The 25808-nt window shown below is 62.9% G+C and carries 33 protein-coding genes and 3 pseudogenes; 13 read left to right on the forward strand and 23 right to left on the reverse strand.

The window, feature by feature from the left end; translation table 11 throughout:
• Positions 1 to 36: 36 nt before the first annotated feature.
• Both FHR21_RS20830 and FHR21_RS08160 read left to right on the forward strand, forming a co-directional pair.
• Positions 37 to 240, forward strand: a pseudogene (locus FHR21_RS20830) (transposase); the annotation flags it as partial.
• Positions 241 to 363: 123 nt separating this feature from the next.
• Positions 364 to 978: pseudogene (locus FHR21_RS08160) on the forward strand (IS256-like element ISSpma2 family transposase); the annotation flags it as partial.
• Here FHR21_RS08160 and FHR21_RS08165 read toward each other — a convergent pair.
• From FHR21_RS08165 to FHR21_RS08180, 4 genes and pseudogenes are all read right to left on the reverse strand, one after another.
• Positions 945 to 1709, reverse strand: coding sequence for a phage integrase central domain-containing protein (locus FHR21_RS08165; RefSeq protein WP_184097179.1), 765 nt, complete (start codon positions 1707 to 1709; stop codon positions 945 to 947). The pseudogene FHR21_RS08160 and the gene FHR21_RS08165 overlap by 34 nt on opposite strands.
• Before the next feature lie 367 nt (positions 1710 to 2076).
• Positions 2077 to 2262, reverse strand: a complete 186-nt coding sequence (locus FHR21_RS08170) for a helix-turn-helix domain-containing protein (protein ID WP_082737236.1) — start codon at positions 2260 to 2262, stop codon at positions 2077 to 2079.
• Positions 2231 to 2650: pseudogene (locus FHR21_RS08175) on the reverse strand (conjugal transfer protein TraG); the annotation flags it as partial. The pseudogene FHR21_RS08175 and the gene FHR21_RS08170, both read right to left, overlap by 32 nt.
• 569 nt (positions 2651 to 3219) lie before the next feature.
• Positions 3220 to 3597, reverse strand: coding sequence for an RNA-dependent RNA polymerase family protein (locus tag FHR21_RS08180; protein ID WP_169799620.1), 378 nt, complete (start codon positions 3595 to 3597; stop codon positions 3220 to 3222).
• A gap of 590 nt (positions 3598 to 4187) precedes the next feature.
• Between FHR21_RS08180 and FHR21_RS08185 the strand changes: the two genes are divergently transcribed.
• The 5 genes from FHR21_RS08185 to FHR21_RS08205 all read left to right on the forward strand — a co-directional run bounded on the left by FHR21_RS08185 (position 4188) and on the right by FHR21_RS08205 (position 5374).
• Positions 4188 to 4394, forward strand: a complete 207-nt coding sequence (locus FHR21_RS08185) for a cold-shock protein (RefSeq protein WP_067105477.1) — start codon at positions 4188 to 4190, stop codon at positions 4392 to 4394.
• Positions 4395 to 4409: 15 nt separating this feature from the next.
• Positions 4410 to 4667 carry a translation initiation factor IF-1 gene (gene infA / locus FHR21_RS08190; protein ID WP_067105478.1) on the forward strand — a complete coding sequence of 86 codons (258 nt, stop codon included), beginning with the start codon at positions 4410 to 4412 and terminating at the stop codon, positions 4665 to 4667.
• Between the two features lie 24 nt (positions 4668 to 4691).
• Complete coding sequence (locus tag FHR21_RS08195) at positions 4692 to 4835, forward strand: hypothetical protein (protein ID WP_184097100.1); 144 nt, start codon at positions 4692 to 4694, stop codon at positions 4833 to 4835.
• Positions 4836 to 4851: 16 nt separating this feature from the next.
• Positions 4852 to 5058, forward strand: coding sequence for a hypothetical protein (locus FHR21_RS08200; protein ID WP_067105479.1), 207 nt, complete (start codon positions 4852 to 4854; stop codon positions 5056 to 5058).
• Positions 5059 to 5131: 73 nt separating this feature from the next.
• Entirely contained in the window at positions 5132 to 5374 is a 243-nt protein-coding gene (locus FHR21_RS08205) for a hypothetical protein (RefSeq protein ID WP_184097102.1), read from the forward strand.
• Positions 5375 to 5582: 208 nt separating this feature from the next.
• Here the strand turns inward: FHR21_RS08205 and FHR21_RS08210 are convergent, their stop codons facing one another.
• From FHR21_RS08210 to FHR21_RS08235, 6 genes are all read right to left on the reverse strand, one after another.
• Positions 5583 to 5852, reverse strand: coding sequence for a hypothetical protein (locus tag FHR21_RS08210; protein WP_067105481.1), 270 nt, complete (start codon positions 5850 to 5852; stop codon positions 5583 to 5585).
• Positions 5853 to 5882: 30 nt separating this feature from the next.
• Positions 5883 to 6116, reverse strand: a complete 234-nt coding sequence (locus FHR21_RS08215) for a hypothetical protein (protein ID WP_067105482.1) — start codon at positions 6114 to 6116, stop codon at positions 5883 to 5885.
• On the reverse strand, positions 6106 to 6399 hold the full coding sequence (locus FHR21_RS08220) for a hypothetical protein (protein ID WP_217983779.1): 294 nt from the start codon (positions 6397 to 6399) through the stop codon (positions 6106 to 6108). The genes FHR21_RS08215 and FHR21_RS08220 overlap by 11 nt, the downstream gene beginning before the upstream one ends.
• On the reverse strand, positions 6392 to 6997 hold the full coding sequence (locus FHR21_RS08225; protein WP_221235068.1) for a hypothetical protein: 606 nt from the start codon (positions 6995 to 6997) through the stop codon (positions 6392 to 6394). The genes FHR21_RS08220 and FHR21_RS08225 overlap by 8 nt, the downstream gene beginning before the upstream one ends.
• Positions 6998 to 7274: 277 nt before the next feature.
• A complete protein-coding gene (locus FHR21_RS08230; protein WP_067105485.1) occupies positions 7275 to 7598 on the reverse strand; it encodes a DUF6961 family protein in 324 nt (107 codons plus the stop codon).
• A 431-nt stretch (positions 7599 to 8029) separates the two neighbouring features.
• The gene (locus FHR21_RS08235) at positions 8030 to 8248 is read right to left on the reverse strand and encodes a hypothetical protein (protein ID WP_067184118.1); all 219 of its coding nucleotides are present in this window, start codon (positions 8246 to 8248) and stop codon (positions 8030 to 8032) included.
• A gap of 111 nt (positions 8249 to 8359) precedes the next feature.
• On the opposite strand from FHR21_RS08235, the gene FHR21_RS08240 reads away from it, so the two are divergent.
• From FHR21_RS08240 to FHR21_RS08260, 6 genes are all read left to right on the forward strand, one after another.
• Complete coding sequence (locus FHR21_RS08240; protein ID WP_067105487.1) at positions 8360 to 9190, forward strand: SDR family oxidoreductase; 831 nt, start codon at positions 8360 to 8362, stop codon at positions 9188 to 9190.
• A 318-nt stretch (positions 9191 to 9508) separates the two neighbouring features.
• Positions 9509 to 9784, forward strand: coding sequence for a hypothetical protein (locus FHR21_RS08245; RefSeq protein ID WP_148650869.1), 276 nt, complete (start codon positions 9509 to 9511; stop codon positions 9782 to 9784).
• Between the two features lies 1 nt (position 9785).
• Positions 9786 to 9920 carry a hypothetical protein gene (locus FHR21_RS21050; RefSeq protein WP_255211373.1) on the forward strand — a complete coding sequence of 45 codons (135 nt, stop codon included), beginning with the start codon at positions 9786 to 9788 and terminating at the stop codon, positions 9918 to 9920.
• Between the two features lie 141 nt (positions 9921 to 10061).
• A complete protein-coding gene (locus FHR21_RS08250) occupies positions 10062 to 12245 on the forward strand; it encodes a glycosyltransferase family 4 protein (protein WP_246427112.1) in 2184 nt (727 codons plus the stop codon).
• Positions 12238 to 13539, forward strand: coding sequence for a glycoside hydrolase family 130 protein (locus FHR21_RS08255; protein ID WP_067105490.1), 1302 nt, complete (start codon positions 12238 to 12240; stop codon positions 13537 to 13539). Before FHR21_RS08250 ends, FHR21_RS08255 begins: the two co-directional genes overlap by 8 nt.
• An 11-nt stretch (positions 13540 to 13550) precedes the next feature.
• Complete coding sequence (locus tag FHR21_RS08260) at positions 13551 to 13733, forward strand: hypothetical protein (protein ID WP_067184129.1); 183 nt, start codon at positions 13551 to 13553, stop codon at positions 13731 to 13733.
• 120 nt (positions 13734 to 13853) lie between these two features.
• On the opposite strand, the gene FHR21_RS08265 is transcribed toward FHR21_RS08260, so the two are convergent.
• The 13 genes from FHR21_RS08265 to trbL all read right to left on the reverse strand — a co-directional run bounded on the left by FHR21_RS08265 (position 13854) and on the right by trbL (position 25806).
• Positions 13854 to 14024, reverse strand: coding sequence for a hypothetical protein (locus FHR21_RS08265; RefSeq protein WP_184097106.1), 171 nt, complete (start codon positions 14022 to 14024; stop codon positions 13854 to 13856).
• Between the two features lie 132 nt (positions 14025 to 14156).
• A complete protein-coding gene (locus FHR21_RS08270; protein WP_156482940.1) occupies positions 14157 to 14309 on the reverse strand; it encodes a hypothetical protein in 153 nt (50 codons plus the stop codon).
• A gap of 442 nt (positions 14310 to 14751) precedes the next feature.
• Positions 14752 to 16551, reverse strand: coding sequence for a cation:proton antiporter domain-containing protein (locus FHR21_RS08275; RefSeq protein ID WP_338113109.1), 1800 nt, complete (start codon positions 16549 to 16551; stop codon positions 14752 to 14754).
• 223 nt (positions 16552 to 16774) lie between these two features.
• The gene (locus tag FHR21_RS08280; RefSeq protein WP_246427113.1) at positions 16775 to 18007 is read right to left on the reverse strand and encodes an NAD(P)/FAD-dependent oxidoreductase; all 1233 of its coding nucleotides are present in this window, start codon (positions 18005 to 18007) and stop codon (positions 16775 to 16777) included.
• 12 nt (positions 18008 to 18019) lie between these two features.
• Positions 18020 to 20167, reverse strand: coding sequence for a catalase (locus FHR21_RS08285; RefSeq protein ID WP_184097110.1), 2148 nt, complete (start codon positions 20165 to 20167; stop codon positions 18020 to 18022).
• A gap of 115 nt (positions 20168 to 20282) precedes the next feature.
• The gene (locus FHR21_RS08290) at positions 20283 to 20507 is read right to left on the reverse strand and encodes a hypothetical protein (protein WP_067105493.1); all 225 of its coding nucleotides are present in this window, start codon (positions 20505 to 20507) and stop codon (positions 20283 to 20285) included.
• The gene (locus FHR21_RS08295; RefSeq protein WP_067184137.1) at positions 20504 to 20791 is read right to left on the reverse strand and encodes a hypothetical protein; all 288 of its coding nucleotides are present in this window, start codon (positions 20789 to 20791) and stop codon (positions 20504 to 20506) included. The genes FHR21_RS08290 and FHR21_RS08295 overlap by 4 nt, the downstream gene beginning before the upstream one ends.
• 451 nt (positions 20792 to 21242) lie before the next feature.
• Positions 21243 to 21464, reverse strand: a complete 222-nt coding sequence (locus FHR21_RS08300; RefSeq protein ID WP_082737238.1) for a helix-turn-helix domain-containing protein — start codon at positions 21462 to 21464, stop codon at positions 21243 to 21245.
• Positions 21461 to 21676: a DUF2274 domain-containing protein gene (locus FHR21_RS08305; RefSeq protein ID WP_067105495.1), complete on the reverse strand. Its 216-nt coding sequence runs from the start codon at positions 21674 to 21676 to the stop codon at positions 21461 to 21463. The genes FHR21_RS08300 and FHR21_RS08305 overlap by 4 nt, the downstream gene beginning before the upstream one ends.
• On the reverse strand, positions 21669 to 22886 hold the full coding sequence (locus tag FHR21_RS08310) for a TraB/TrbI/VirB10 family type IV secretion system protein (RefSeq protein WP_184097112.1): 1218 nt from the start codon (positions 22884 to 22886) through the stop codon (positions 21669 to 21671). The genes FHR21_RS08305 and FHR21_RS08310 overlap by 8 nt, the downstream gene beginning before the upstream one ends.
• Positions 22883 to 23701 (reverse strand): P-type conjugative transfer protein TrbG, encoded by an 819-nt coding sequence (gene trbG, locus FHR21_RS08315; protein WP_067105497.1) that lies wholly within the window; start codon positions 23699 to 23701, stop codon positions 22883 to 22885. Before trbG ends, FHR21_RS08310 begins: the two co-directional genes overlap by 4 nt.
• Positions 23698 to 24501 (reverse strand): conjugal transfer protein TrbF, encoded by an 804-nt coding sequence (trbF, locus tag FHR21_RS08320; protein WP_067105498.1) that lies wholly within the window; start codon positions 24499 to 24501, stop codon positions 23698 to 23700. Before trbF ends, trbG begins: the two co-directional genes overlap by 4 nt.
• 3 nt (positions 24502 to 24504) lie before the next feature.
• Positions 24505 to 25806, reverse strand: coding sequence for a P-type conjugative transfer protein TrbL (gene trbL / locus FHR21_RS08325; protein WP_184097114.1), 1302 nt, complete (start codon positions 25804 to 25806; stop codon positions 24505 to 24507).
• Positions 25807 to 25808 lie beyond the last annotated feature (2 nt).

Below are 25808 nucleotides of genomic sequence, written 5' to 3' on the forward strand. Positions count from 1 at the left end.
GACGGTCGCTATCAATCCCATATCTCTATGCGGCCAATGGGACGATTTCGGATCACACTCGCGTGGCCTCCGTGCGAGGAAGTTTGCGGCGCTTCGTCTTGGGCGACGAAAGACACACAACGAACGCAGGCTGGGACGCGTCGATACCAGTCAGGAGAAGTTGACTATAGCGGCCACATATCCGGGCGCGGCGATAGTCATTTGCGCAGCCTTCTCTATGAGGCCGCAACCGTCATCCTGACCCGCAGCTCCGCAGAGAGCAGCTTGCGGACATGGGGCCTCCAACTCAGAGAGCGCGTCGGGTTCAAAAGGGCCGCAGTTGCGCTCGCCCGTAAACTGGCTGTCACAATGCATGCCATGCTGAAAGCGGAGGTCTTCTGGTCCGACTTCCTTAAGGACCTTGTTCGGCGCGGTCTTACCGGCGTGAAGCTGGTCATCTCCGATGCTCACGAGGGCCTCAAGGGCGCGATCACCCGCGTCATGGGCGCCACCTGGCAGCGCTGCCGGGTTCACTTCATGCGCAATGCCCTGTCCTATGTGCCCAAGGGCCAGAACACTGTCGTCGCCGCCGCGATCCGCCAGGTCTTCCTGCAGCCCGATCAGAAAAGCGCAACGCAGGTCTGGCGACAGGTCGCCGACCAGTTGCGCACCCGTTGGCCCAAGCTCGGCGCCTGCATGGACGAGGCCGAAACCGACGTGCTCGCCTACACCGGCTTCCCCACCCAACACCGCACGAAGTTACACTCAACCAATCCGCTCGAGCGGCTCAACAAGGAGGTCAAGCGCCGCGCCGACGTCGTCGGCATCTTCCCGAACGAAGACAGCATCATCCGCCTCGTCGGGGCTGTGCTGATGGAGCAGAACGACGAGTGGCAACTCCAGCATCGCTACATGCAGATCGAAGACATGGCCGAGCTCAACCAACCCATGATCGAGGAGGAAAATCAGCCCCTACACATCACCGCCAAAGCCGCCTGACGAGGGCCCACGGCCACAGCCGAAATTACACCACCTTGACGGACGCGACCGCGGAGTTCGCCGGGGCGAACAAAAACATGGGGCAAGAGGCGCAGCGAGATCAGCGTGGACGGATGGCCCTCATAGCTCTCTATCGCTCGCAGCAGCGCGCCAACCTCTGCCGGTGTGGTAATGGCGGCGCGATGCGTCACCTTTGTCGTAATCAACGCCCCGCGCAAATCGGCGGCGACATCGCGGTCCGCTCGAACAGTGGCGATCGCATAGCGGAAAACCTGACCGCATATGCTTCGCAGGCGAAGAGCGGTTTCATGCTTTCCCTTCGTTTCATATTTGCGAAGCAGGGTCAGCAATTCGAACGGCTTGATCTCTGCAATCGGCCGATGCCCGATAAACTGGTAGGAGAAGTCCAGCAGCCAACGATTCTTCTTGAGCGTGGCCGGCGAGAGGCCTTCCTTCGTGACCTTGGCCAGCCATTCCTCTGCGACGGCTTTGAATGTGTTTGCCGCCGCGATGCTCGCTGTCGCCTTTTCGAGCCTGGCTTGCTCGGCTGGATCGCGCCCGGTGGCCAGCAATTGCCGAGCTTCGTCGCGCTTGGCTCTGGCTCCGGCAAGGCCAACATCGGGCCAAGCGCCAAAGGACAGGGTCTTTTGCTTTCCAAGAAAGCGGTAGTTCATCCGCCAACATCGTCGCCCCGCAGGGGTCACGAGAAGATATAGCCCGCCCGAATCAATCGGGTCTGATCCACCCTCATCCCCCGTTCACGGGGAAGAGCCCGAATTCGTAAATGGTGTGAGACGCCCTGAAATCGGCTTCTGGAGGGTAGCGGGAGCCACACCATCCACCTAATGGCATGTTAATATTGAATATTCTCTCCGATCGGACAGGACATACCCTCACTCATACCCTCACGCGACCACAAAGAAAAAATGGGAATCGAAAAGAGGGATGAAACGCGAAAAAAGGGAATCGAACACGCCGGTGGTGGGGCTTACTTGTCCTTCATCCTGCATTTGGCGAAAACGCGAAATTGCAGGATAAATTGCCTATGGACAGGCGCGAGCGATCTTGCCTGTCGTTCCTGCGGCTCGCTCATGGCACCTAACTTTTCTCGAACAGGCGCTTGAGACTGGCGTATCGGACGAAGGTTGATCGACCGACCTTTACCGTTTCAAGCTCGCCGGCCTTGATGAGTTCGTAGAGCGTCGATCGACCTATGCCGGTGAGTTTCACCGCGGCGGCTATGCGGACGCATACCCGAGCGCGTCGGGGCGAAGGCCATGACATGCTCCGGCCCGTCGTGGCGAAGATAGCGCCACCGCTTGCGGCCGAGAAAGACGCTGCTGTCGCTGAGCAGGCCGGCGCGGTCGATCTCGCCGTTTGTAGCCCAGCGCGCGGAGCCGTATGTGGTGACATGCCGCGACTGGCGCGCGCGCCATAGCGACCCGGCGATGGCGGACGCGCAGCCGAGAAAGCCGCTCGCTCCGGCGATCATCCCGGCCTTGTCGAAAACCTCGGGCGCGTAGGCTTCGTAGTGATACCACCACGGAAATATCGCCCACGGCCGATAGACCGGCGTGTCGAACAGGACAAACCATGCCGGTCCAAGCTGCGGCTGATAACCTAGCTGTGCCGCACACCATTGCGTGGCGATCCAGACGCCTGCGATTACCATCGCGAAAACGACGAAAATCTGTCCGACAAGGAGTTTGGTAGGCGTTAAGACATTTTCCCGGCGACGCAGGGATCGCGTCGGCGTCCCAAAAATCAGCCGGGTCGGTGAAATCTCATATGACGGTTATGGCGCGTGATGACGCGCCGCGACGCAGTGCGAAGGGCTATCAGATTTCGCTATAGGTATCGGCGTGACTGCATCGCGCCTGATGTCGGCCGTTCCACCTCTGATGAGCCCGAGCCGAAATGCGGGCACCGCCGTCCTTTTCGCTCTCCGCCAGCGGCCGGTCGAGCACGATGCCGCACGCCGTACGGTATTACTCGACATGCTTGGGCATTTGGCCGAGCACAGTTAGTGCTAGGAGACCGCGCCGCGGAGCGCGGAATAGGAAATTGATCGACGAGGCCGCGACTTTCGAAGGTTCCTCAACACTTTCAGCGTTTTGGGCGAATAGCGTTCCGACAGAGCGGCTGGCCGCCGGAGCATCCTACCTTTTGCGGATACCGTGATCGACCGAAGGGCGCTTGTAGCCATCCCGTATCCGGTATTTGAAAGCCGATAGATTCGGGTTAGTCCCTCCCAGCTACAAGTAGCTCCCTCTGACCTTCATTTACGCTACCGACATAATTCAGGATTCCGGCGACTTGTTCGTCCGAACCGCCTTGAATATTTTCGAGAAATTCGACCATCCGATCAGCAGCAATTTCCATACGCCTGCTACCGATATGGATGTTGAAAGCGGTGATCTCTGCTGCGGGCCCATCGGACTTGGCATCATTTATAACGAAGCCGGATGCATCGGCGGCAGCGCGTATTTCGCTCAAAGCATGATCAACCGTCGCAACATCGTGCGAGGACACGATGATGTCGTCTACATATATCGACACTGGCCAGACTGCGTTGTTGACGCAAGCGATCGCCGCGCCGAGAGCCGAATGGTCAAGCACGACAGACGCTAACAATGGCGATTGAATTAAACCGAACCGCAGGCTGAAGTTCCGTTGCCCCCTTAACCGTCGCTATTATCGCAGATGGCCGCCGTGGTTTCGCAAGCCTCTTGGAACGGCGCTTATTGCAGAAGACATAGGAAGCTATGCATTGTGCGGCTCTGGAAGGTGGTTATTCCGCCCGGCACGGACATAGATACATCCAGCCAATCCCGCCGCGTTGGCGACGTCCCAATCAATAGCTCATGCAGAGCACACGACGCTTATATCGGCACCAGAGCTGACATCGACGCGCATCGCGCAGATCCGCCAGCAGGTCGAGAAGGCGACGAGAGGCCGCGACCGTAAGAAGCTGCGATTGAATAATTCCAGTCCTCAAAGAGAAAAACAGGAAACACCGCCCTCGCCATTTAATGAAAATCCAGGCAGAAACTTGACTTTTCGAAAAGGATGGCCCATATCACAGTTGCTAACGTCGCCTGCGACGGAATTTTGATACCCCGCTCCGGGGCGATTCTTCCCTTCTCACGCTTCCAGCTCTGTCGGTGCTTTTGCCGGCGGATATCCTGTTTTCGTGAAAGGAAACACTCATGCCGATCGGCAAAGTCAAATTCTTCAACAGCGACAAGGGCTATGGCTTCATCTCGAATGAAGACGGCTCGGGCGACAGCTTCGTCCATGTGACTGCCGTCGAGCGCGCCGGAATGGCGTCGCTGGGCAAGGACCAGCGCGTCTCGTACGAACTGGAAACCGGCCGCGACGGCAAGATCTCCGCGGTCAATCTCGAAGCGGCCTGACCCGGCCCTTCGGCAATGGCCAAGGAAGATGTCCTCAGCTTCGAGGGCTCGATCGAGGAAATCCTGCCCGACGGGCGGTTCCGCGTCATCCTTGAAAATGGCCATCGGCTGATCGCCTATACCGCCGGACGGATGCGACGCTTTCGTATCCGTTCGGTGGTCGGCGACGCCGTCCGCGTCGAAATGACGCCCTATGACCTGACCAAGGGCCGCATCGTCTACCGCGATCGCGGCCCCGGCGGTCCAGCCGGCGGCGCGCGCAAGCGCCGCTGACACCTGAGAATCAAGAAGACCAATATGTTTCAGACCAACACCATTCTACCCGCGCTCGCCGGCCTCCCGCTGGCAGGCAATCCGATCACTATAGGCCGCACGCCGCGCCGTTCGCCAACGCTCTCGCGCTGCGAACTGAAGCGGCTGATCGCCGACATGATCGATTGAACGAAAGGAAAGCGCCGTGGCAGCAACCAGCGACAATTATCGCGAACAGGCCGAGCGATGCGAGGCCGACGCCGCCGCGGCGGACCTGACACTAGTTCGCGAGCGCAATCTCCGTTCGGCCGCCGCGTGGCACGCGCTGGCCAACCGCCAGTTCAAATCCGAACAGGCCCGCGCTGACAGGGATCGGCTCGCCGAAGCGGTCCGTGCCCAATGTCTCGCCTGAATCCGCGAGCGCGAACCTGAATCACCGGCACGGCGGCCGTCAGCATGACGAAAGGCCCCACCAGGACACCATCATGGATATGAACCAGCTCTTCTATCATCATCAAATGGCCGTGATCGCTGCCGACCGGGCACGCCGCGCCGGCGAAGCGCCCGCCGGTTTCGATCTCCCGAACCATTATGCCCGGCGGATCAACCAGTTTCGCGAAAAACGCGGTCTCGAACCTGATTTTGTCGGATATAGCAGCGCGCATGCGCGGCGGCCCGTCGCGGTGATAAAGACCGACTCGGGCGCGATCGCGCTCGACATCGCCTAGCATCGGCCTATTGTCGTATGACAAAGGCTTTCCTCGCGACCCGGGAAGGCCAATGGGGCTTCCTTTGGTCACGAGCGCAGAGGATGAAAGGGCTTCGCATGCAGATGCGAGGCCCTTTTGCGATGGAGATTTGCCCGATCGTCCGAAGTCTCTTCGCGATGGCCCGCACGATTTCCGGTGCAGCAGAAAGTCCAAATCCCGCGCGCTATCAAACGCGCGGGAGCGACAGCAAAGCAGCCGGCGGGAAACCGCCACCGTCGACGGTGAGATAAAAACGCCGCGACGAGCCGTGCTGTAGCGCCACGATATCGATCCTCTCTTCCTGGAACCATATCCAGAAGCGATGAACCTCGTCCTTCGTCCAGTCGATGATCTGATCGACGAGGAACAGGCTTTCGCCGACTTTTACCGCCTCGATATGATGCGTCCGTCCGTCCATCCCGCCTTGCCGGATGCCGGTGATTTCATAATCGGCCATGCCGGATGCTCCATCCCTGTGTCATGGCCACTAGTAGCGAACGGGCACGATGCGAATGCGATCGATCGCGCCGGGCGACGCCCGCGACCGGGCGATCGCTTCCGTACGCAGCATGTCGAGAGTAAGCGCGTCATAGTCCTGCTCGTCGGGCTGCATGGCCAGATCGGTTTCGACGACAAGAATGACTTTGCGTGCCAGCCCGTCGATTTCCCACTCGAACCATGTGCGCGTGATATGCCGCGCGGCTTCCCGATCACCTGACATGGCGCTCACCGGTCTCGGCCGCGCGCGAGCGGATTTCCCGCTCGACGAGAGCGTAGCCCGTATCGCTCAGGGTGGCGATTGCGATCGGGCGGCCGCGCAATTCGGCGCTTTCGCCATTCAGGAAGGTCAGCGCGGGATCGCGCCCGCCGAGCAACTGGAAAGCGAGCGCGCTGATCGCGCCCTGACGCTTCGCTTCTTGCGGCGGAAGCGGTGCGAAGGGCCGGCGCCGCCTGAACGGATTGGTCCGCGCGCGCGCCGCCGGCATCTCCTTGCGGTCAGGCATCATTGGCTTGCCTCCCGGAATTCGCAGCGCTCTCGCGCTGACGACGCAGCGCGGCGCGGGCATCCTCGATATTGGTATAGCGAAAGCTTCCCACGCTGAACTGGTCAACATAGCTATGGACGATGCCCTCGTCCGACTGCGGGCGGAAAGGCCGCAGATGCACGGCCTGCCGTTCGTGGGGGGGGGGGGGCGGAGGCAGGTCGGCAGCCAGCTTCGCGAGTTTTTCCTCGTCGAGATCGAGGGCCTGGTAGATATCGTGTCCGATGACCCACAGCTCTTCGTGGAGATCGGTCAAGCGCTCGGCTATGCCGCCCAGCGCGCATGCCGCGCGCTCGGCCTCGGTCATGGCCAGCGCCTTGTTGACGAGAAGTTCGGCAACCAGCGTGTCGCCAAGAAAAACCGGATAGTCGTCGCCCTGTGCCGAGGTCGGAGGATCCGCGCGCGGGCCGCCGTCTCGATCGGCCATGAGGGCCGGACCGACGCCGAGGCCGCGCCGCGCGCGATACTCGCCGATCCGCTTCGCATAATAGCGCGGAAGATCGAAATTGGCGTGGGGCCGCCCATCGCGGTGGGCGCGGTTCGCTGCGATCAGCGCCATCTGGTGATGATAAAGGAGTTGATTGAGATCCACGTCCACCTCCCGTTCAGCGGGAGCGCGATGGTCTCTCAGTCCCCGGCAAGCGAAAGGACGCCGACGATCTCATGGAGATGGGGTAGCGGCTTCTCATTTACAAGAGAGGGGGTTCGGCCCCGTGCTTGCCGGCTCGCAATGCTGCGGATCGACAGCGGCTTGCAGCCGACAACCGAGCGGCGCCGAAATTCAGCCTGGGTGCTTTGATAGCCGATATTGAACCCGTCGAAGAGAAAGGGTCGAGCTAATCACTCTGAAACTGATCGACTGAGTTCAATTGCACGCGTTCCGCGGGTGTATCCGGCGAGGCCGAATTGCATGGCGTGTGTGCACTTTGGCGCTGGCCGCGCGGCCCGTCCATATTGACGGCGCAAGCGCCCGGCAGGCGGATCGCATGCAGATCGGTCAGGCATCCGGCGACCTGCGACCAGAATTCCGCGTCCTCGATTTCACCAGCATCGCGCAGCCGGTCGATACGCCGTGCGAGAACCTCGGGCCCACGATCGCCAAACTGATTTTCGATGGCGAGGGCTTGGCCCCACAGGTCGCGAGTGGCCTTCGTTCCCATAGGTGCGACTCCAATTATCTCCCGAATATATCGCCGGCCTTGCGGGAATCCAAAATCCGGCGCGCTTCGAACGGCTGACCAAATGTTTGGCCGGTGGCACCCCGTCGCTTCACAGCCAAGACCACAGCCGACGAGCCAGACGATTTCCGGCGATTTTCCGGGAGAGGGTCCTATGATTCAGATCTTGGGGGGCTTGGGTGGAACCGATTCATCCGGTACCGCTCCGGGCTGCGCTGATCCTGATTCCGTTCCACACGACCGAGTCGCGGATCGCACGCAGTGACATCTGGAATGCCGTCGCGCCGCGGTTGTTCGGCTTTGGCTAAGCTCGGCCGTCTCGGCAGGCATAAGTTGAACCGCCGTCGCGGCAGCCTTCTCGATCATGTGCGGCATTTGCGTCGCGCCGGGACGGCGCGAAGCCTTTCATCGACCTAAAGCTTGCGGGTACCGAGCCACCTCACCTTCGCCGGGTCGCGGTGATCGAAGAAGCTGCTGGCCTTCCGATCGAGGGTCGCGATCCTGGCGAGATCCTCGTCGTCGAGCTGGAAGTCGAGGATCGCGAAATTCTCGACCATGCGTTCCTGGCGCACAGACTTGGGGATCGCAACGATACCGCGGTGGTTCGCTGCGAAACGGGTCAGCGCGACCATCTGGCCTTGTAAAGAGCGGTTGTTCGCACCACCTACGGGGGTATCGTCAGCCTCATTTTTGCATGTTGGCGACCGAGAGACTTTCGCGCTCCCGCACGCGGGAGACGGAATATGGATTTCGATCAACTTCTCTATCATCATCAGATGGCCTTGATTGCCGTAAGCCGGGCGCGGCGCGACGGACATCCTCCGTCCAGCTTCGATCTGTCCGACTCTTATGCCAGGCGGATCGCCGAATATCGCGACCGGCGCGGTCTCGACGACGGGCCTGCCGACAAAAGGCGGCCCGGTTCCGCCCGCCTCAAAGCCGACCCGACAACCTCGGAGCAGGCTGCCGGATATGCGGATTTCCTCGGCGACACATTCATTGCCGAGCTTCTCATTCATAAGGCGCTCAGCATGACGCCCCAAGAACGCAGCGCCTCCGCACTCGAAGATATAGTCGATCGACTGGCCGAGATAGAAGAAGCGCGCTGGGTCATCGGCCGCGATATCTATCGGTCGCTCGGATACGATGAAATGGCGCTCGCAGCGCTTGCCGACAATATATCGATGGACGACGGTGGGAGCAGCAGCGCCGTCAATCCCGGCTCTGCATGGCCATCGACGGACAAGGACATCGCGCGCGGCCATACCGGGCAATTGCCCTTGGAGACTTGGCGAAACGTCAACATCCATGATGAACGCGCCGAACTCCTCCGCCAGCGGATTCGGGAGCGCAGCTTGAGCGAACAAGCCGATGCGCCTGATCGCGAACAGGTCATTTCAAGGGCGATGCTCGACGCGGAATATCGCTACGGCAATGCTTCGGAACAATTTGCCGTCGACGAGGAAGCCGGGGCGGTTCGCCTTGGCGATCGCGGGGCCGCCCATATCTGGCAAATCGTCGGCGAGCGCCTTCATACGCTCCATGACATAGGCAGGCCGCCCAGGCAGGACTAATGAATTGATCGCGCGCGGCGCAACGCTGCGGAAACGACAAGCCAATAGCGAACGGGCTCGATACGAATGCGGTCGATTGCCCCCGGCGAGGCGTGCGGCCGACTGCGTTCGCAACCGCGCGCAAATCCTCCAAAATCAACAGATCATAGCCATTGCCGTCAGGTTGGTGTCGCTCTGCCCGGGAAGTGTTGGCCGCAATGATAAACATATAGGCATTCGAATTGCCCCGAATTCGTGGGGTGGTTTGCGCGATCCGTGGTATAAGGCCCTCATCACCTGAATTTTGAACAAGCTCCACGTGACAGAGGGACAAAAATTGTGCTCTCGCTTGATGCAGGAGCACGCACCATGTGCCTCAATCAGCTACTCGAAGACGAACAGATCGCGCTGATGCGCTATTCCGCCGCGACCAAACCCTCGGAGGTCATGCGATATCGGCGCAAGATCGAAAGCCTCGGTCAGTGCTTCAAATCCTTCCCCTACCGTCACCGTCCCTATCTTTCTCCGAATGTCCGGAGCGGAGCGATCGCTTCGGCCCGCCCGCGGCGTTCGGACGAATTCTCGTATCGGATGATCGAACGGAAGGACGTCTGACATGGCAAAATCGCAAAAGCGCAGCAATCGCGAGATCCGCAAGCCCAAGGCAGCAAAACCCAAAGCACTCACTGCCCTTGCCGCCCAAGAGGCGTCTGCGGTGAAAATGACCGCCAAACCGAAAGGCAAGCACTGAGATGGCCTGCACACGCCGGCGCTGCGGATCGCGTTCGTCGGCAATGCCCTCCCGCGCCGCTGCGGCATAGCCACCTTCACGACCGACCTCGAACTCGCGGTCGGCGCGCTCGGCGAGGTTGCGGATACGGCCATTGTCGCGATGATCGAGCCGGGCGGCGACCACGAATTTCCGCCAGCCGTCCGCAAGACAATCCGGCAGGGCCAGGTGGCCGACTATCGCGCCGCCGCCGATTTCATCAATCGCGAGGCGTTCGATCTCGTCTGCCTCCAGCATGAGTTCGGCATCTTCGGCGGCGAGGCAGGCGCGCTGATTCTCGGCCTCGTAGCGAGGCTCGATGCGCCGCTCGTCACCACCTTGCACACGGTTCTCGATCGGCCGACCACGGCGCAGCGCCGCGTCATGAAGGATATCGTTACCGCATCGGCGCGGGTGGTCGTCATGGCCGACAAGGCCCGCGACATGCTGATCAATGTCTATGGCGCCGATCCGGGGAAGATTGACGTTATCGCCCACGGCATTCCCGATGTTCCGCTCGCCTCGGCGCGAGCCGCCAAGGAGCGGTTGGGGTTTACCGATCGCAAGGTGATCCTGACATTCGGGCTGATGAGCCCGAACAAAGGTATCGAGACGATGATCGAGGCCATGCCCGAGATTGTCCGGCGCACGCCCGATGTCCTCTATGTGGTGATGGGCGCCACCCACCCCGCCTTGCTGGCCCGTGAGGGCGAGCGTTATCGCGACACGCTGACGGCGCGGGTACGCGAGCTTGGCCTCGATGACCATGTCGCGTTCATCAACCGTTTCGTCGACCGCCCCGAACTGCTCGACCATATCGCGATGTGCGATGTCTATGCGACGCCCTATCTGGCGGCGGCGCAAATGACGTCGGGAACGCTCGCCTATTCGCATGGTCTGGGGCGTCCGGTCGTTTCCACGCCCTATTGGCACGCCGCCGAGTTGCTCGCCGACGGGTCGGGCGTCCTGATCCCGTTCGACAATCCGGCAGGCTTCGGCCCGGCGATTTCCGATCTGCTGGGCAACGACACCGAACGTCTGGCGATGGGGCGCAAGGCCTATGCGGCGAGCCGCCCCATGATCTGGGCCAATTCGGCGCGGCGCTATGCCGCGAGCTTTCGCAAGGCTTGCCGTGAGCGCAGGCTCGCGTCCGGCGGCCAGGCGGGGATGCCCGAACCCGGGCCAGTCCGCCTGCGGACGAACGTCCAACCCGACCTCCCACCGATCTCGCTCGACCATCTCGCCGCGATGTCCGACGACACGGGGATATTCCAGCATGCCGTTCACGCAATCGCCGACCGCAGTCATGGATATTGCATCGACGACAATGCACGGGCGCTGCTCCTGTGCTGCGGTCTCGCCGACGGCCCCGATGCGCCGCTGGCGCGCCGGCTGTCATCCACATTCGCGGCCTTCATCCAGCACGGCTGGAATCCGGGCAATCGGCGTTTTCGCAATTTCATGGGCTTCGACCGGCGATGGCTGGAAGATGCGGGCTCGGAGGACAGTCACGGGCGGACGCTCTGGGCGCTGGGCGCCTATAGTGCGCGTGCCTGCTCCCTTGGCCATGCGCGCTGGGCAAAAGAGCTGTTCAGCGAGGCGCTGGCCGACGTCGAGGCCTTCACCTCACCGCGGTCCTGGGCGTTCACCTTGCTCGGCCTCGCATCCTATTGCGCGGTTTATGCCGAAGATCATGCCGCCGCGCGCCTGCGTGCCGAACTCGCCGGCCGCCTCGAAAGGTTGCTGGGCGAACAGGAAGGTCCCGAATGGACATGGTTCGAAAATGGCCTCAGCTATGACAACGCCCGGCTGCCGCAAGCGCTGATCGTCACGGGCGCCGCAGCGCTCTCGGCGACCATGGTCGAAGCGGGATTGCGAAGTCTGCGCTGGTTGGTGGCGATGCAGACGGCGCCCGAAGGTCATTTCCGGCCCGTCGGCTCGCATGGCTTCCTGATGACCTCGCGCAATAGTCCCGAACCGTTCGATCAACAGCCGCTGGAGGCTTGCGCGACGATCGCGGCCTGTATCGCGGCGAAAGGCGTCGATCCAGACTCTTCGTGGCGTGCGGAAGCCGAGCGCGCCTTCGCATGGTTTCTTGGCGCGAACGATCTCGGCATCAAGCTGGCTGACCTCGCGACGGGCAGTTGCCGCGACGGCCTCCACCCGGACCGCGCGAACGAGAACCGGGGGGCCGAATCGGTGCTATCCTTCCTGCTCGCGCTGGCCGATATGCAGCGCCTGAGAGCGGCGGACCGGCGGGCGCCGTCACAGCCGAGCCCATCCACACACGAAGCCATCAATGCCTGACGGGGCTCCGCCATCCGCGCCCTTCTTCAACCGGCAGGCGCTTCACTTGCGGCCCGACCCGTCGCGCGTCGTCGTCCGGCCGTTCCGGCCGGCGGTCGAACCCCGAGACCTGCATCCCGTCGACAAGACCCGCGCCAATCACATCGTCGACCGCGTCCTCGCAATGACCGCGGACGAGACCGACGCGCTGCTTGCCGAAACGCTGCGAAACTTCGACGACCGGCACCGCAACCTCCCCGCAATATTCGAACGGCGCGCCGCGGAAATGGAGGATGCCTTCACAGCTCACAAGAGCTTCTCGCAGGCGCAGCGTCAGCTCGTCGGCGCCTACTTTCTTCATGAGTACAGCTTCGAAGCAGCCGCGCTGTTCAATCCCAGCATCGTGCCGCACCCCGACCAGTCGGGAGTCGCCGCAGGATGCCGCCGCTTCATCCTTAGCCTGCGCGCGGTCGGCGAAGGCCACATCTCTTCCCTGACGTTCCGGTCGGGAATATTGGCCGCCGACGGAACCGTTACCATCGACCCGCCCGCGCGGCTCGCCGCGACGCCCGTCGTGACCGCCCGTGTCGGCGATCGTCTGGAACTCGGCTTCGATCCCGCCAGCGACATCGCGGAGCGGGTGATCTTCCCCGTCACCGAGAGGCAGGCGAACGGGATCGAGGATGCCCGCTTCGTCGCCTTCCACGACGAAGGCCAGACCATCTATTATGCGACCTTCACCGCCTACAGCGGAAGCGGCATAAGGTCGGAGCTGATCGAAACCCGGGACTTCGTGACATTCCATCTGGCACCGCTCAAGGGCGCTGCGGCGCACAACAAGGGGATGGCGCTTTTTCCGCGAAAGATCGGCGGGCGCTATGCGATGATCGCGCGCCACGACAATGAGAGCCTGCACCTCATCCTGTCGGACGACCTCCACGAATGGGGCCTCGGCGAGGTGATCGTGAAGCCCAAATATCCTTGGGAGTTCGTCCAAATCGGCAATTGCGGCTCGCCCATCGAACTCGACGAAGGCTGGCTGCTCTTCACCCATGGCGTCGGCCCCGTACGCCATTATTCGATCGGCGCGGTTCTGCTCGATAAGGACGATCCCTCGCGCGTGCTCGGGCGCTCGCGCGTACCGCTCGTCCAGCCCGCGACCGCGGAGCGCCATGGCTATGTCCCGAACGTCGTCTATTCGTGCGGCGCCATCAAGGTCGGAGAGCGCATCCTGCTTCCCTATGCCATATCGGACGCCTTTTCGACCGTCGCCACGATCAGGATCACGACACTTCTCGACCAGCTCAAGGATTGAAAGGCTTCGACATGGACAAGACCCCGTCCGGCAACGACCGGTCATGCAAATGCGGCGGTATCGACGCCGCCGAGCGTGAAACACTCGATCGATACGGCATTACCCGCGTGCCCGCCGCGACCTATCTCCTAGACGGCTATCGCTATGCCAGCCTTGCCGACGCGGTTGCACAGGCATGCCGTTCCCGCATGTGAAGGGAAATCGGATACTGTCGGCGAGCGGGAATGACTTGAAGCGCGGCAGGACACTTCCAAAACGAAACCGGGCCACGTATCGACACGCAGCCCGGCCTGGGGACGATCGGTTAGCTCGGACTAGCTGCTCTGCTTGCCCGGCTTTTCCGCTTCTCCACCCTGCTGAGGCCGCTTGTCGCGGTCCGGCTGGCCGGGCTGACGGCGGCCGCCGTCCTCCTGCTGGGGCTGGCGCTCGCCTTCCGACTTGCGGCCCGGCTGGCTGCCGGTCTGGTTCTGGTCGGGGTTGACCATGACCATTCTCCTCTCTTCAATTGCCCGGTAGTGGGCATGGAGAAGACGCGCGGGATAGGGCATTGTTCCTGTTTATCATGCCGGGTCGCTAATAGAGCGATTCCGTCCGGTCGAGCGGCAGAGCCGATCGTCTCAGCCCCGCCGTCCGCTCGCCTGCCATACCAAGCCGGGTAGTTTGACCATCTCGCAACCGCAAACGGTGCAATGGCTGACGAAGCGCCCCCGATCCCAGTGGCTCGCCTTGAAATCGACGAGGTGACGGCCGAAGAGATTGTGCAGTATCATGATCGCGTTCCTTTCGCTGGTTGTGCTCCGCCCTCATTGTCCCATTGCTCAAGGGCATGCTGGACAGAAGACGACGACACGACTTGAGGATGGGCTGTTTGCGGCGCCCCCGAGCAGGCGTCGTTTTCGCGCTCCCAGCTTTCGATTGCGCGCTCGAGGTCGTGTCGCCGGCGCCGCGACTGGTGAAACGCGTTTCCCATCGTTTGCGGAACATGTTCCAGCCCGTGATGGAGAAGCCGGTTCCACAACCGAATGATCCGGCCGAAAGATCGCGAGGGTTCGTGGATGGAAATCATCGAATAGACTCCCGCTGGGCAAGCGGGAGCTCGAGGTCTCTCAGTCACGGGAAGCTTGCGATCGAAATCGGGTGATGACACATCCTATCACAGACGGACATGATGCGGGCATCAATTCGCCACGCAGAATGGGCCTGCGCACCGGATCAGCCTGCATCCTCGTCATCCCCCCGGCGCTGGCGCAGTTCTGGCGCTTCGCGAGGCGGTATGTCGGGCCGGCGCTCGAACGCGCCGCCTTCCCCGGATACGCGCTCCTTCTGAACGATGGCCGCTACGCGCTTCTTCGAAATGCCGAGGCTGCGCAGCGCATAGCCGGCGAGGCCGAACGACAGCTCGCGCGCGCCCATGATCGCGAGGCCGACGCCCTGACCTTCGAGATGGGCGACCTCGGCTTCGCTGTGGGTCCGGATCGCGGTGTCGATTTCGGGATTGAGCTCGCGCGCGATCTCGATGATGCGCCGTGTCTGAAAGCCATCCGGCGTCGCGATCACGAGCAGCCGCGCCTGGGCGATATCCGCCGCCTCGAGAATACCCGGGGTCGATGCTTCGCCATAGATGGCCGTAATGCCGCGCTCGCGCAGCGCCTCGACGCGGCGTCGATCCTTGTCGACGAGGATAACGGGAAGACCTTCGCTCTTGAGCATCCTACCGACCACGCGCCCGACCCGGCCGTAGCCGACAACGACCGCGTGATGGCGAAAGCTGCTGTGCTTCGCGTCGGGCAGACGGGAAAGGCTCTCATCGCCTCCCCGCTCCAGCAATGCCAACAGCCGCGGTCGTCGTCGCAGCCATCTCTCGAAGCCGTCGAAAGCGATGAAGACGAGCGGATTGAGCGTAATCGACAGCAGCGCGCCGGCGAGGACCAAGTCCCTCGCTTCCGCCTCGACCAGCCCCAAGGTGACGCCCAGGCCGATCAGGATGAAGGAGAACTCGCCGATCTGCGCCAGGCTCGCCGAGACGGTCAGCGCCGTCCGCGCCGGATAGCCGAAGGCCAGCACGATCCCAAACGCCGCAACCGACTTGCCGGCCAGAATGATCGCCAGCACTGCCAGAACGGCGGACGGTTCACGGACCAGGATGCCCGGATCGAACAGCATCCCGACCGAGACGAAGAACAGGACGGCAAAAGCATCCTGCAACGGCAGCGAGTCCGCGGCCGCCCGATGACTGAAATCGCTTTCGCTGAGGATCACGCCAGCAAAGAAGGCGCCGAGTGCGAAGGACACGCCGAACAGGGCGGCCGAGCCGAAAGCGATACCGAGCGCGGTCGCGAGAACCGACAGAGTGAACAATTCGCGCGAGCCCGTTCGGGCGACACGTTCCAATATCCAGGGCGCGGCGCGCGTTCCGACGATCAGGACAAGCGCAAGGAACAGCGCAACCTTTCCGAGCGTGACAAGCAAGACGAGCGCGATATCGCCCGCGCCGCCCGAAGCTCCTTCCCCTCCCAGCGCGCGCCCTAACGCCGGCAGCAACACAAGGGCCAGCACCATGACGAGATCCTCGACGATCAGCCAACCCACGGCGATCCGGCCGTTGATCGAATCGAGCGTATTGCGCTGCTCGAGCGCGCGCAGCAGCACGACGGTCGACGCGACCGACAGGGCAAGACCGAAAACCAGGCCCGCCCCGGTGGTCCAGCCCCAGAGATGCACCAGGCCCGCCCCGAGCAGGGCCGCAACCACGATCTGGACGAGCGCGCCGGGGATGGCGATCCTGCGGACAGCGACCAAATCCTTGATCGAGAAATGCAGCCCGACACCGAACATCAGCAGGATCACGCCGATCTCCGCGAGCTGGTTCGCCAGCGCAGCATCGCCGACGAAGCCGGGAGTGAAGGGGCCGACCGCCACGCCTGCGAGCAGATAGCCGACGAGCGGCGGCAGCTTCAGCCTGCTGGCAATGAATCCGCCGATGAAAGCGAGGACCAGTCCCATAACGAGCATGGCGAGAAGGCTGGTGTCATGGGGCAATAGCGATCCTTTCGGAAAGAGCCGCCATGCCGGCGGCACTCGGTATGATGGAGCGCCGATGGGTAAAGCGGCCGCGCTATCGGTGGCGGTGAAGGATCGACCCTACACCAGCGACGGCGCCAAGACCATGCTGCTCATCGGAAGCAGGAAAAGACACTGACAGGTGCGATGGCGCGACTGCGTTGCGCGGACCCGCCTAGAATTTTCGATGGAAGCTGACGAGGTCCGCGTCGGGATCGCCATAGCCGCAGATCAGCCCGCGCAGCATCTGCGCCGCCATCATCGAGAAGGTGATGCCATTCCCGCCATAACCCATGGCTGCATAGCAGTTGGGCATGCGCGGGATGCGGCCGATCGTCGGGGTGCCGACAGGGCTGTCGCCGAAGCTGCCGGCCCAGCCATGGACCGGAGTCGCGTCGATTCCCGGCAGCAGCGCGGCGAGCTTGCGCGACAGGGTTCTGATCTTGTCGGGAAGCTTCGCGTCGCGTTCGCCCGCGTCCGCGATTTCCTCATCCTCGCCGCCGCATATGACCTCGCCGCGCGGGGTGGTGCGGATGTAGAGATAGGGGTCGGCGGCTTCCCAGATCATCGCGGCCGTCGGCCAGATGGCGCGGGGCTGAGGGCGGGTCGCGATCGACCAGCTCGATATGATCCTGTTTCCCTTGCGCGGGATGCCCTTCATCATCTCGTAGCCCGTCGCCATGACCACATGGCGCGCACGGATCTCGGGACCGCGCGCGCTGTGAAGCGTCACGCCGTCTTCGCGCGCGTCGATGTCGCAGATATCGACCGGCGAATAGAGCCGGGCGCCGCGCGCGATGGCGGCGTTCAGATAGCCAAGGGTCATCCGGCGCGGGTCGGCGGAATAATTGCCGAAACCGATCAGCGCATGACGTCCCTCAATTCCGTATCGCTCCAGCACCGCGGCGGGTTTGAGAAGCTCAACCTCGAAACCCGCGCGCCGGCGGGCGTCGGCTTCGCGCGCCAGACCGTCGGCGTCGAGGACATTGCCATCGAGATAGATCGAACCGCGCGTCGCGCCGTCGACGGCGAGGCCCAGCCGCTCGGTCCGCTCGCGCAGCGCATCGACCGCCTGGCGCGAGCGGCGCCAGATGCGCTCGGCCTTCTCGCGCCCGATCCGCTCCGCCATCAGCGAGAGCGGCGTGTCGAGTTCATATTGCAGCATCGCCGTCGATGCCGCAGTCGACCCTTCGGCGGGGCCGCGACGATCGACGATGACGGTCGTGAGCCCTGCTTCTGACAGCGCCTCCGCGATCAACGCGCCCGATACGCCGGCACCGACGACGATTGCATCGCACGCGATATCGCGCGTCAAAGGCCTTGACGAGATCGCCGGACGACGCCGCGCCGACCAGATCGACCGGCCGGTGCGGAGATCGCGGTGATGGGTCGCGGACGCGGCCGCCATCAACGTAGGCGATCAGGCAAGATCGCGCACCTTGGCTTCACGCGCCCAATGACGCCGCGTGCCGACATCGGCGAAGGCGTCGATCGCAACGACGCCGCCGTCCTTTTCGACGCCCGCCTTGTCGAGCAATATCTGGGTCGCGTCGTCATGCGCGATGGTCTTGCAATGGCCATAGGCGTCCATGAACCACTGCACCGCCGCACCCTGCACCGAAAGCGCCTTGGCCTGTTCTTCTGTCAGGATCGAGGCGACCGCGTCGAACAGCACCGAAGGCGATCCGGCGAGTTGGCCATCGGCCTTGAGCGTGCCGCCCTTGACCTTGATCCCGCCGACCTTGGGCGCGACCAGGAACGGGGTACCGCCGGTGCCTTCGATATCGGCTTTCAGCTTGTCAATCGCCATCTTGTCCGACCCTTCGGCAAAGAGGATCGCGACCTTGCGGCCCTCCATTGTGTCATCGGCATTCTTCTGAATCGACAGCGCATCGGAGGGTTTGAGATCGACCGGCGCTCGCGCAGCCCTTTCCTTGGGCGGCAGGTCGATCGCGAGGCCCGCGGCAACGCGCTTCGCCAGATCCTCGTCGATGTTGCGAAGCTGGCCGACGACACGCGCGCGGACGTGATCGAGCGTGACCTTTGACAGTTCGAAGACCAGCGCCGAGGCGATATGCGCCTGCTCATTCGCGGTCTGCGACAGGTAGAAGAGCCGCGCCTGGCTGAAATGATCCGCGAATAGCTCGGCACGGATACGGAGCTTTTGCGCGGGATCGTTGCGCTCGTCGTTGGCGCTGAAGGTCGTGAAGCCCGCCTCCGCACTCTCCCGCGGACCGCCATTCTCACCCGCTTCGGCGAGGCTGTTGGGTTCGTAATTGGCGCGCCCGGTCGGCACGAGCGTCTGCATCATCCCGTCGCGCTGGAAATTGTGGAAGGGGCATTTGGGCGCATTGATAGGAATCTGGTGGAAATTGGTCGTTCCTAGCCGCGACTTCTGCGTGTCGAGATAGGAGAAGAGCCGGCCCTGCAGCAGCGGGTCGTTGCTGAAATCGATGCCGGGGATGATGTTCGACGGCAGGAAGGCGGCTTGCTCGGTTTCGGCGAAGAAATTGTCGACGTTGCGGTTGAGCGTCATGCGGCCGACGATCTCGACGGGGATATCCTCCTCGGGGATCAGCTTGGTGGCGTCGAGCACGTCATAGGGCTGCTTTGCCGCGAACGCCTCGTCGAAGACCTGCACGCCGAGATTCCACGCCGGGAAGTCGCCGACATCGATCGCCTCGAACAGGTCGCGGCGCAGGAAATCGGGATCGGCACCGGCGATCTTGACCGCCTCGTCCCATGTCGTCGACTGGATGCCGAGCACGGGCTTCCAGTGGAATTTGACGAATTTGCCCGCACCCTCATCGTTGACGAAGCGGAAGGTATGAACGCCGAAGCCTTCGATCATGCGGAAGCTGCGCGGGATCGCGCGGTCGGACATCGCCCACATGATCATATGCATCGATTCGGGCATCAGGCCGATGAAGTCCCAGAAGGTGTCGTGTGCGCTCGCCGCCTGCGGATAACCGCGGTCGGCCTCCATCTTCACGCTGTGGACGAGATCTGGGAACTTCATCGCGTCCTGGATGAAGAAGACCGGGATATTGTTGCCGACCAGATCCCAATTACCGGTTTCGGTGTAGAGCTTGACCGCAAAGCCGCGCACGTCACGCGGCGTGTCGACCGATCCGGCGCCGCCGGCGACGGTCGAGAAGCGAACGAAGACCGGACAACTCGCCCCTTCCTTCTGGAAGATCGACGCCTTGGTCAGTTCGGGAATCGCCCTGGTGCATTCGAACACGCCGTGCGCGCCCGACCCGCGCGCATGGACGATGCGTTCGGGAATGCGCTCATGGTCGAAATGGAAGATTTTCTCGCGGAGGGCGAAATCCTCGAGCAAGGTCGGCCCGCGTGCGCCGGCGCGAAGCGAATTCTGGTTGTCCGAAATCCGGTGACCGAAATTATCGGTGAGATAAGCCGCCGCATCGGCGACTCCATCTCCGACTTGCTGATGCAGTTCATCGCCATCGCCTCTGCTGTCAATCGGCGCCGGCTGGCCCTCTCCCGGTTGGTGGTCACGAAGTGCATGGTCTGCGGCGGGTGACGGCACGGGCTTCTTCGCCATGATCGGATCCTTCGGTCAGCGGGGATAAGGTCTCAACCCGCGGCTTCCCCCTAAGTTTCGTCGCGCCCGCTTTCTTCTGATCGAGCTAGGCCGCCTCCGGCGCCATTGCATGCCATCAACCGGTCGGGGATGGCCTATAGAAGCGGAATCGATCGACCGCGCCTTCGATCAGGTGGCCAGCGAGTCTGAGGCGGATTTCGTCGGCGCCGCTACTGGTCGTGCAGACCAAGCGCGTGCCGCCTGACGGCAACCGCTCGATCGCACTGATAGCCACTCCCGACGCACGGCAGATTTCCCTGACATCGGCCTCAGGCAACGCGAGGTTGATCGCGCGGCTCACGTCGATTCCGGCACGGAAGCACCAGAGCGGATGATCTCCGCGACCTGCACATAGCCCTCCGGGCTGGCGGTTGCGATGGCGAGCGGCCTTCCGCCAAGCACGACATTTTCTCCATTGAGAAAGGCGATGGCAGGGTCGCGTCCGCCCATCACCAGATAGGCAAGCTGGCTGATGTCACCCTGACGCCGGGCATGATCGAGGGAGAGCGGGCTTCGATATTTGTGGAAATGGCGCACGGGGCGAGACGATGCGACGGTTCTTTCGGCGGTGTCGGGGCGATTCATGGCGTGGCTCCTCTGCGTAAGCGGGAGCACAGGCTCTCAGCCGCGGCGGCTTACAAAAAGGAGGGCCGCGATAGATGCTATATGGGTTTGTACACACGGATTGTAAGGACGAAAATCCAAGGGCCGCGGTCCGCGACATTTCGCCCCTAGCCGTGCCTGTCCTTCGTCGAAGCAGGGAGCCGCATCACCTTCCTAAGATGATGTTTATAATGAATATTATTTCCAATCGGCCGAGACATACCCTCGCTGACACCCTCACGCGACTATAACGAAAAATGGGAATCGAATAGAGGATCGAACTTCGCGAAAATGGGAATCGAAAAAGTTCGGTGGCGGGCCTGCCGGTCCATTACCCTGCATCTGACGAAAAACGGAGAATTGCAGGGTAAATTGCCTATAGACAGGCGCAAGGGATTTTGCCGGCCATCCCCTGCGGCTCGCTCGCGGCGCCCTAGCTTTTCTCGAACAGGCGCTTGAGGCTGGCGTATCGAATGAAGGTCGATCGACCGACTTTTACAGTTTCTAGCTCTCCGGCCTTGATGAGTTCGTAGAGCGTCGACCGTCCAATGCCAGTGAGTTTAACCGCGGCGGATATGCGGACGCTGATCGGTTCGATATGGTGGCGGTCCTCGGACGCAACTTGCGGCCCTTGCCTGCTCTGCATCTTGCTCATGGCTTCCGCCTCCCTCGGTGAAAGCGGCGATCGGTTTCGATGAAAGCCGTAAGCATTGCAGGAATAAGGTCCGGCACGGATTCACGCCTGCCGTATGCCGCTTCGTAAGCGTCGGCATAAGCGTTCAATGCCTCGAACAAACCCGGCATGGCGTTGAACGTGATTCTCTTCGGCGTTCGCTCCGGCAGCTTCGGCAATTTCAGGTCAGCCATTTCCGCCTCCCCACGGCCGCCCGACGACAATATCCTTGTGGACGATGACACGCAGCGGCCAGCCGGGCCGGACGCGCATAGTCGGCTGGATATTGAGATTGCGGGTGACGAGCTGGTCGCCCGCGCGCGCGCCGCTCTGCTGCGCGGACTCGCGGATCGCTCGAACAAGGTCGCTCTCGCTGCTGCCAAAACTCAATTCCGAGCCGACACCAAGCAGCGTCGAGAGCGCGACGCCCTTCAATAGCTGCCATGTGTGCCGGTCGATCTTGTCGGCGAGGCCCGCATAGCCCTGCGTGTCGGTCGCGGGAACATTGTCGATGCGGATTGACGAACCATCGGGAAGGATGATGCGCTGCCAGACCACCAGCGCGCGGCTTTGGCCGAACGCGACGACGCTATCGTAACTGCCGACCAGCCGCGAGCCTTGCGGGATAAGCAGGCTTTGGCCGGTCACGCTGTCATAGACATTTTCCGTGACCTGCGCCGTCACCAGCCCCGGCAAATCGGAAATAAGCCCGGTGATGAGGCTCGCCGCGATGACGCTGCCCGCCTGCACGGTCCAGGGTGAGACGGGCGCGGTCAGCCTGTGCGGGTTTACGTCGCCGCCCGCGTTCGCTTTGCCGATCATTGCGTTCTTGCGCTGCTGTCCGTTCGGATCGTCTGCGGCCTGCGGCGACGCTGGCAACTCGGGCGTCTGTTCTGCCGTGACCGCGACCGGGCGAGCAGATGCGGTGTTGCCGGCGACTTGCAGCATGACGCCGGACTCGCGGGCCGCGCGCTGTTCGGCCGCGATGCGCTGGCGTTCGGCTTCGGCCTCCTGCGCCGTGCGCCGCGCCGCCTCGTCCGCGGACTCGATCGGCGCCATCCCGATTTTGCGCTGATGGTCGAGGATCGGCTTGCCAAGGTCGCCGGGGAGCGGCGGCCCGAGTTGCGGCACGTCGCCATAGCTGACGGGAGCGCCCGCGAGTGCATCGGGCGGCGCCTTCGCGCCATGCAGCTTGTCGTCGGCGGGTGCGATGATGCCGATACTCGCAGGCTTCAACGCCAGCCATGTGACGCCGACAATCGCGGTCGATCCGACAGCGGCAATGGCGACGATCGCGCCGCGCCGAAAGCGGGTCACGCGACCCGGCGCGGCGCGAAGGGCGAGCGTTTCGGGGTCGGCCTTGGCCGGTGCGGTGCTGACGGGCGGGATAGCCGGGTCGATCATTTGCCTTTCCTCCGCTTCGGCTGCGCCGTCTCGATCCGCACGATCTGCTGCTTCTTGCCGCCAAGGCGCAACTCGGCCGCGCCGAACAGCCGATCGACGACATAGTAGCGGCCCGCGACCCGGTAGTTCACAAGTTGCGCCTCGCCGTCGTCCCCAATGACGAACAGCGGCGGCGCCTCGCCAACCGCAATGCTCGGCGAAAACTCGATAAAGGTCTGCCGCCCATCATCGAACGCGCGCAGCGGACGCCATGCAGGTTTGTCGCCGGAAATCGCATAGTGGAAATTGAGGCGATCGACCGCGAGGCCCGACGCGATCGGCGCGGCTGCTGCTGCCGCGTCCTGCTGGCGGCGCAGCGCGATCAGCTCGTCTTTCGGATAGGTCCACGACAGCGCCGCCATCGCGCCGGTCGATCGGCTTTCGAGTTCGATGTGATAGACGCGCCTGTCAGTCGTGATGACGAGATTCGAGCGAAGTCCTGCCGAATAGGGCTTCACGAAAATATGGGTGCGCTGCTCTGCGCCACTGCCGCTGGTCGTGTCGCCAACGGTCCAGCGCACGGTATCACCCGCGGCAACCGACGTGACCGCCTCGCCAGGCTGCAAAGCAATGTCGGTGATGCGCTCGGGGGCGGCATAGAGCCGATAGAGCGTCCCGTCGCTATAGGGATAGACCTGCACCGCGCCGACGAATCCGGCGTTCGACGGCTCGCGCAGCGCGGCCTTGTTGGCGGCGGCGACCTTTGCGGTCGGCTGGGCGGCGGCGGGAACGGCAAGCGCAAGGACGCTAACCGACAGGATGACGGCGCGGATCATGGTTCATTCCTTTCGGGGGTCTGCGGCGGTTCGGGGTCGATCGGCATATCGGCGGGCGGTTCCGGCGCGACCAATTCGTCCGGTCTCGGGAAGCGATCGAGCGGTTTCAGAACATCGGTGTCGAGTTCGCGGGACCAGTCGATCGCGTCGATATAAAGGCCGAGCGGGTTCTTGCGCAGCACCTCGGCCGAGCGTGGCGGCTGCACCTTCACGGTCAGCATCGCGGTCCAGCGCGAAGTGCCCGACAGGCTGCCGCGTTCATAAGCCTGCTCGGTCCATTTGACCTGAAAGCTACTATCCGATGCGCGGACCACGCTCGTCACCTGTACCGACACCGTGCGACGGCCTACATCCGCGAACGGATTATCGGCGCGGGCATATTCGCCAAGGAAGAGCGACGCGCGTTCGGTGGCGAAGTCGTATGCCGATAGCCAGTTCTCACGCATGAGCACCGGATCGAGCGAACGCGAGCGGACATTGACGATGAACTTGCCAAGGTGCCAGGCAATCTGCGGGTCGGTCGCCTGATACTCCGTGTCTGCCGGCGCGACCGCCTGCGCCTCACCGAGAGTGTCGACCTCGACGACATAGGGCACAACATGGCTCTGCATCGACTGCCAGATCAGCGCGGACGACAGGCCCGCGGTGAGCAGCAGCCCACCGAACGCCATCAGCCGCCAATTCTTCGCCTGAACGCGGGCGGCACCGATGCGCTCGTCCCATAGTTGTCCGGCGCGTTGATAGGGAGTTTCAGGTTCGGGCGTCTGCCCATAGCGCTGCACGGCTCGTTTGAATCTCATGACTTAATCCCTTTCCTTGATGTCCGGTGTGATCCCGGCGCCGCCACGATCGCCCGATTGAACGGCGTGGATCGCCATCTGACGGCGGTGACGGCTAGCCTGGGTGGCGTGGAGTTTTTGCGCCCATGCCGGCGGCGATGCGTCGCCACTTGCGGCGCTGGCGTTGGCGCTCGATGCACCGCTGGTTCCCGCGGCCCAGGCGGCTTGCTGACCGCGCGCGGCAGCAGCGCGAAGGCCGAGGGCATTGTGCATCCGGTTGGCGGCAGCCCCTTTGGCGGCGCTCGCCATGCCGCCGATACCGGCGCCGATGGTCGAGGTGCCGGACGTTTCCTGGCCCAGCTTGTAAGCCGTCGAAGCTGCGCTCCCCATCGCCGTTCCGGCGCGAAGCGCGCCGAGACCGGCGCCGGCAACGCCCCGCGTAGCGGCAACAGCGCCGGCTCCGCCCATCGCGAAGCCGCCTGCGGCCAATGCGGTTGTCGCGACGACGGAACCGGCGCCGAGCTGCGGGGCGCCCGCGACCAACCCGGACGCAATGCCGGGACCAAAGATAGCGAGGCCGAACAGGGCCAGGCTCGCGAGCATCAGCGATACCGCCTGCTCGATCGACACCTCCTCGCCGGCAATCGCGCCGGTGAAGTCGGCAAAATAGTTGGAACCGATACCGACGATGACCGCCAGCACCATCACCTTGATGCCGGACGAGACGACATTGCCCAGCACACGCTCGGCGAGGAAGGATGTGCGATTCCAGAGTGCGAAGGGAACCAGCACGAAGCCCGCGAGGCTCGTCAGCTTGAATTCCAAGATCGTGATGAAAAGCTGGATCGCGAGAATGAAGAAGGCCGCGATGACGATCACCCAGGCAATTACCAGCACCGCGATCTCGACGAAATTATTGAAGAAGTCGATCGGGCCGACGAGCTCTTTCGCTTGCACCAGAAGCGGAAAGGCGGCCTCGAATCCGGTTCCCGCGAGCCGGCCCGGCATCAGCAAATCCTGCGCGCCGATCGCGCTGCCGCCCGCGGTCAGTCCCAGTCCGGCGAAACTGCGGAAGATGATGTCGGTGAGGAGCGGAAAGCTGTTCAATATCAGCGCGAAGGCGCCGACATAGAGAATCTTCTTCAAAAACTTGCCGATGACGTCGTCCTCACCGCCAAGCGCCCAGAACAGCCCGGCGAGCGTGATATCGATGCCGATCAGGATCGTGGTCAGGAAACCGACATCGCCGCCGAGCAGCCCGAAACCGCTGTCGATATAGGCGATGAACGCCTGCATGAACTGGTCGATGACATTCAAATCCTGCACGC

This window comes from Sphingopyxis panaciterrulae, from assembly GCF_014199295.1.
Lineage (GTDB): Bacteria > Pseudomonadota > Alphaproteobacteria > Sphingomonadales > Sphingomonadaceae > Sphingopyxis > Sphingopyxis panaciterrulae.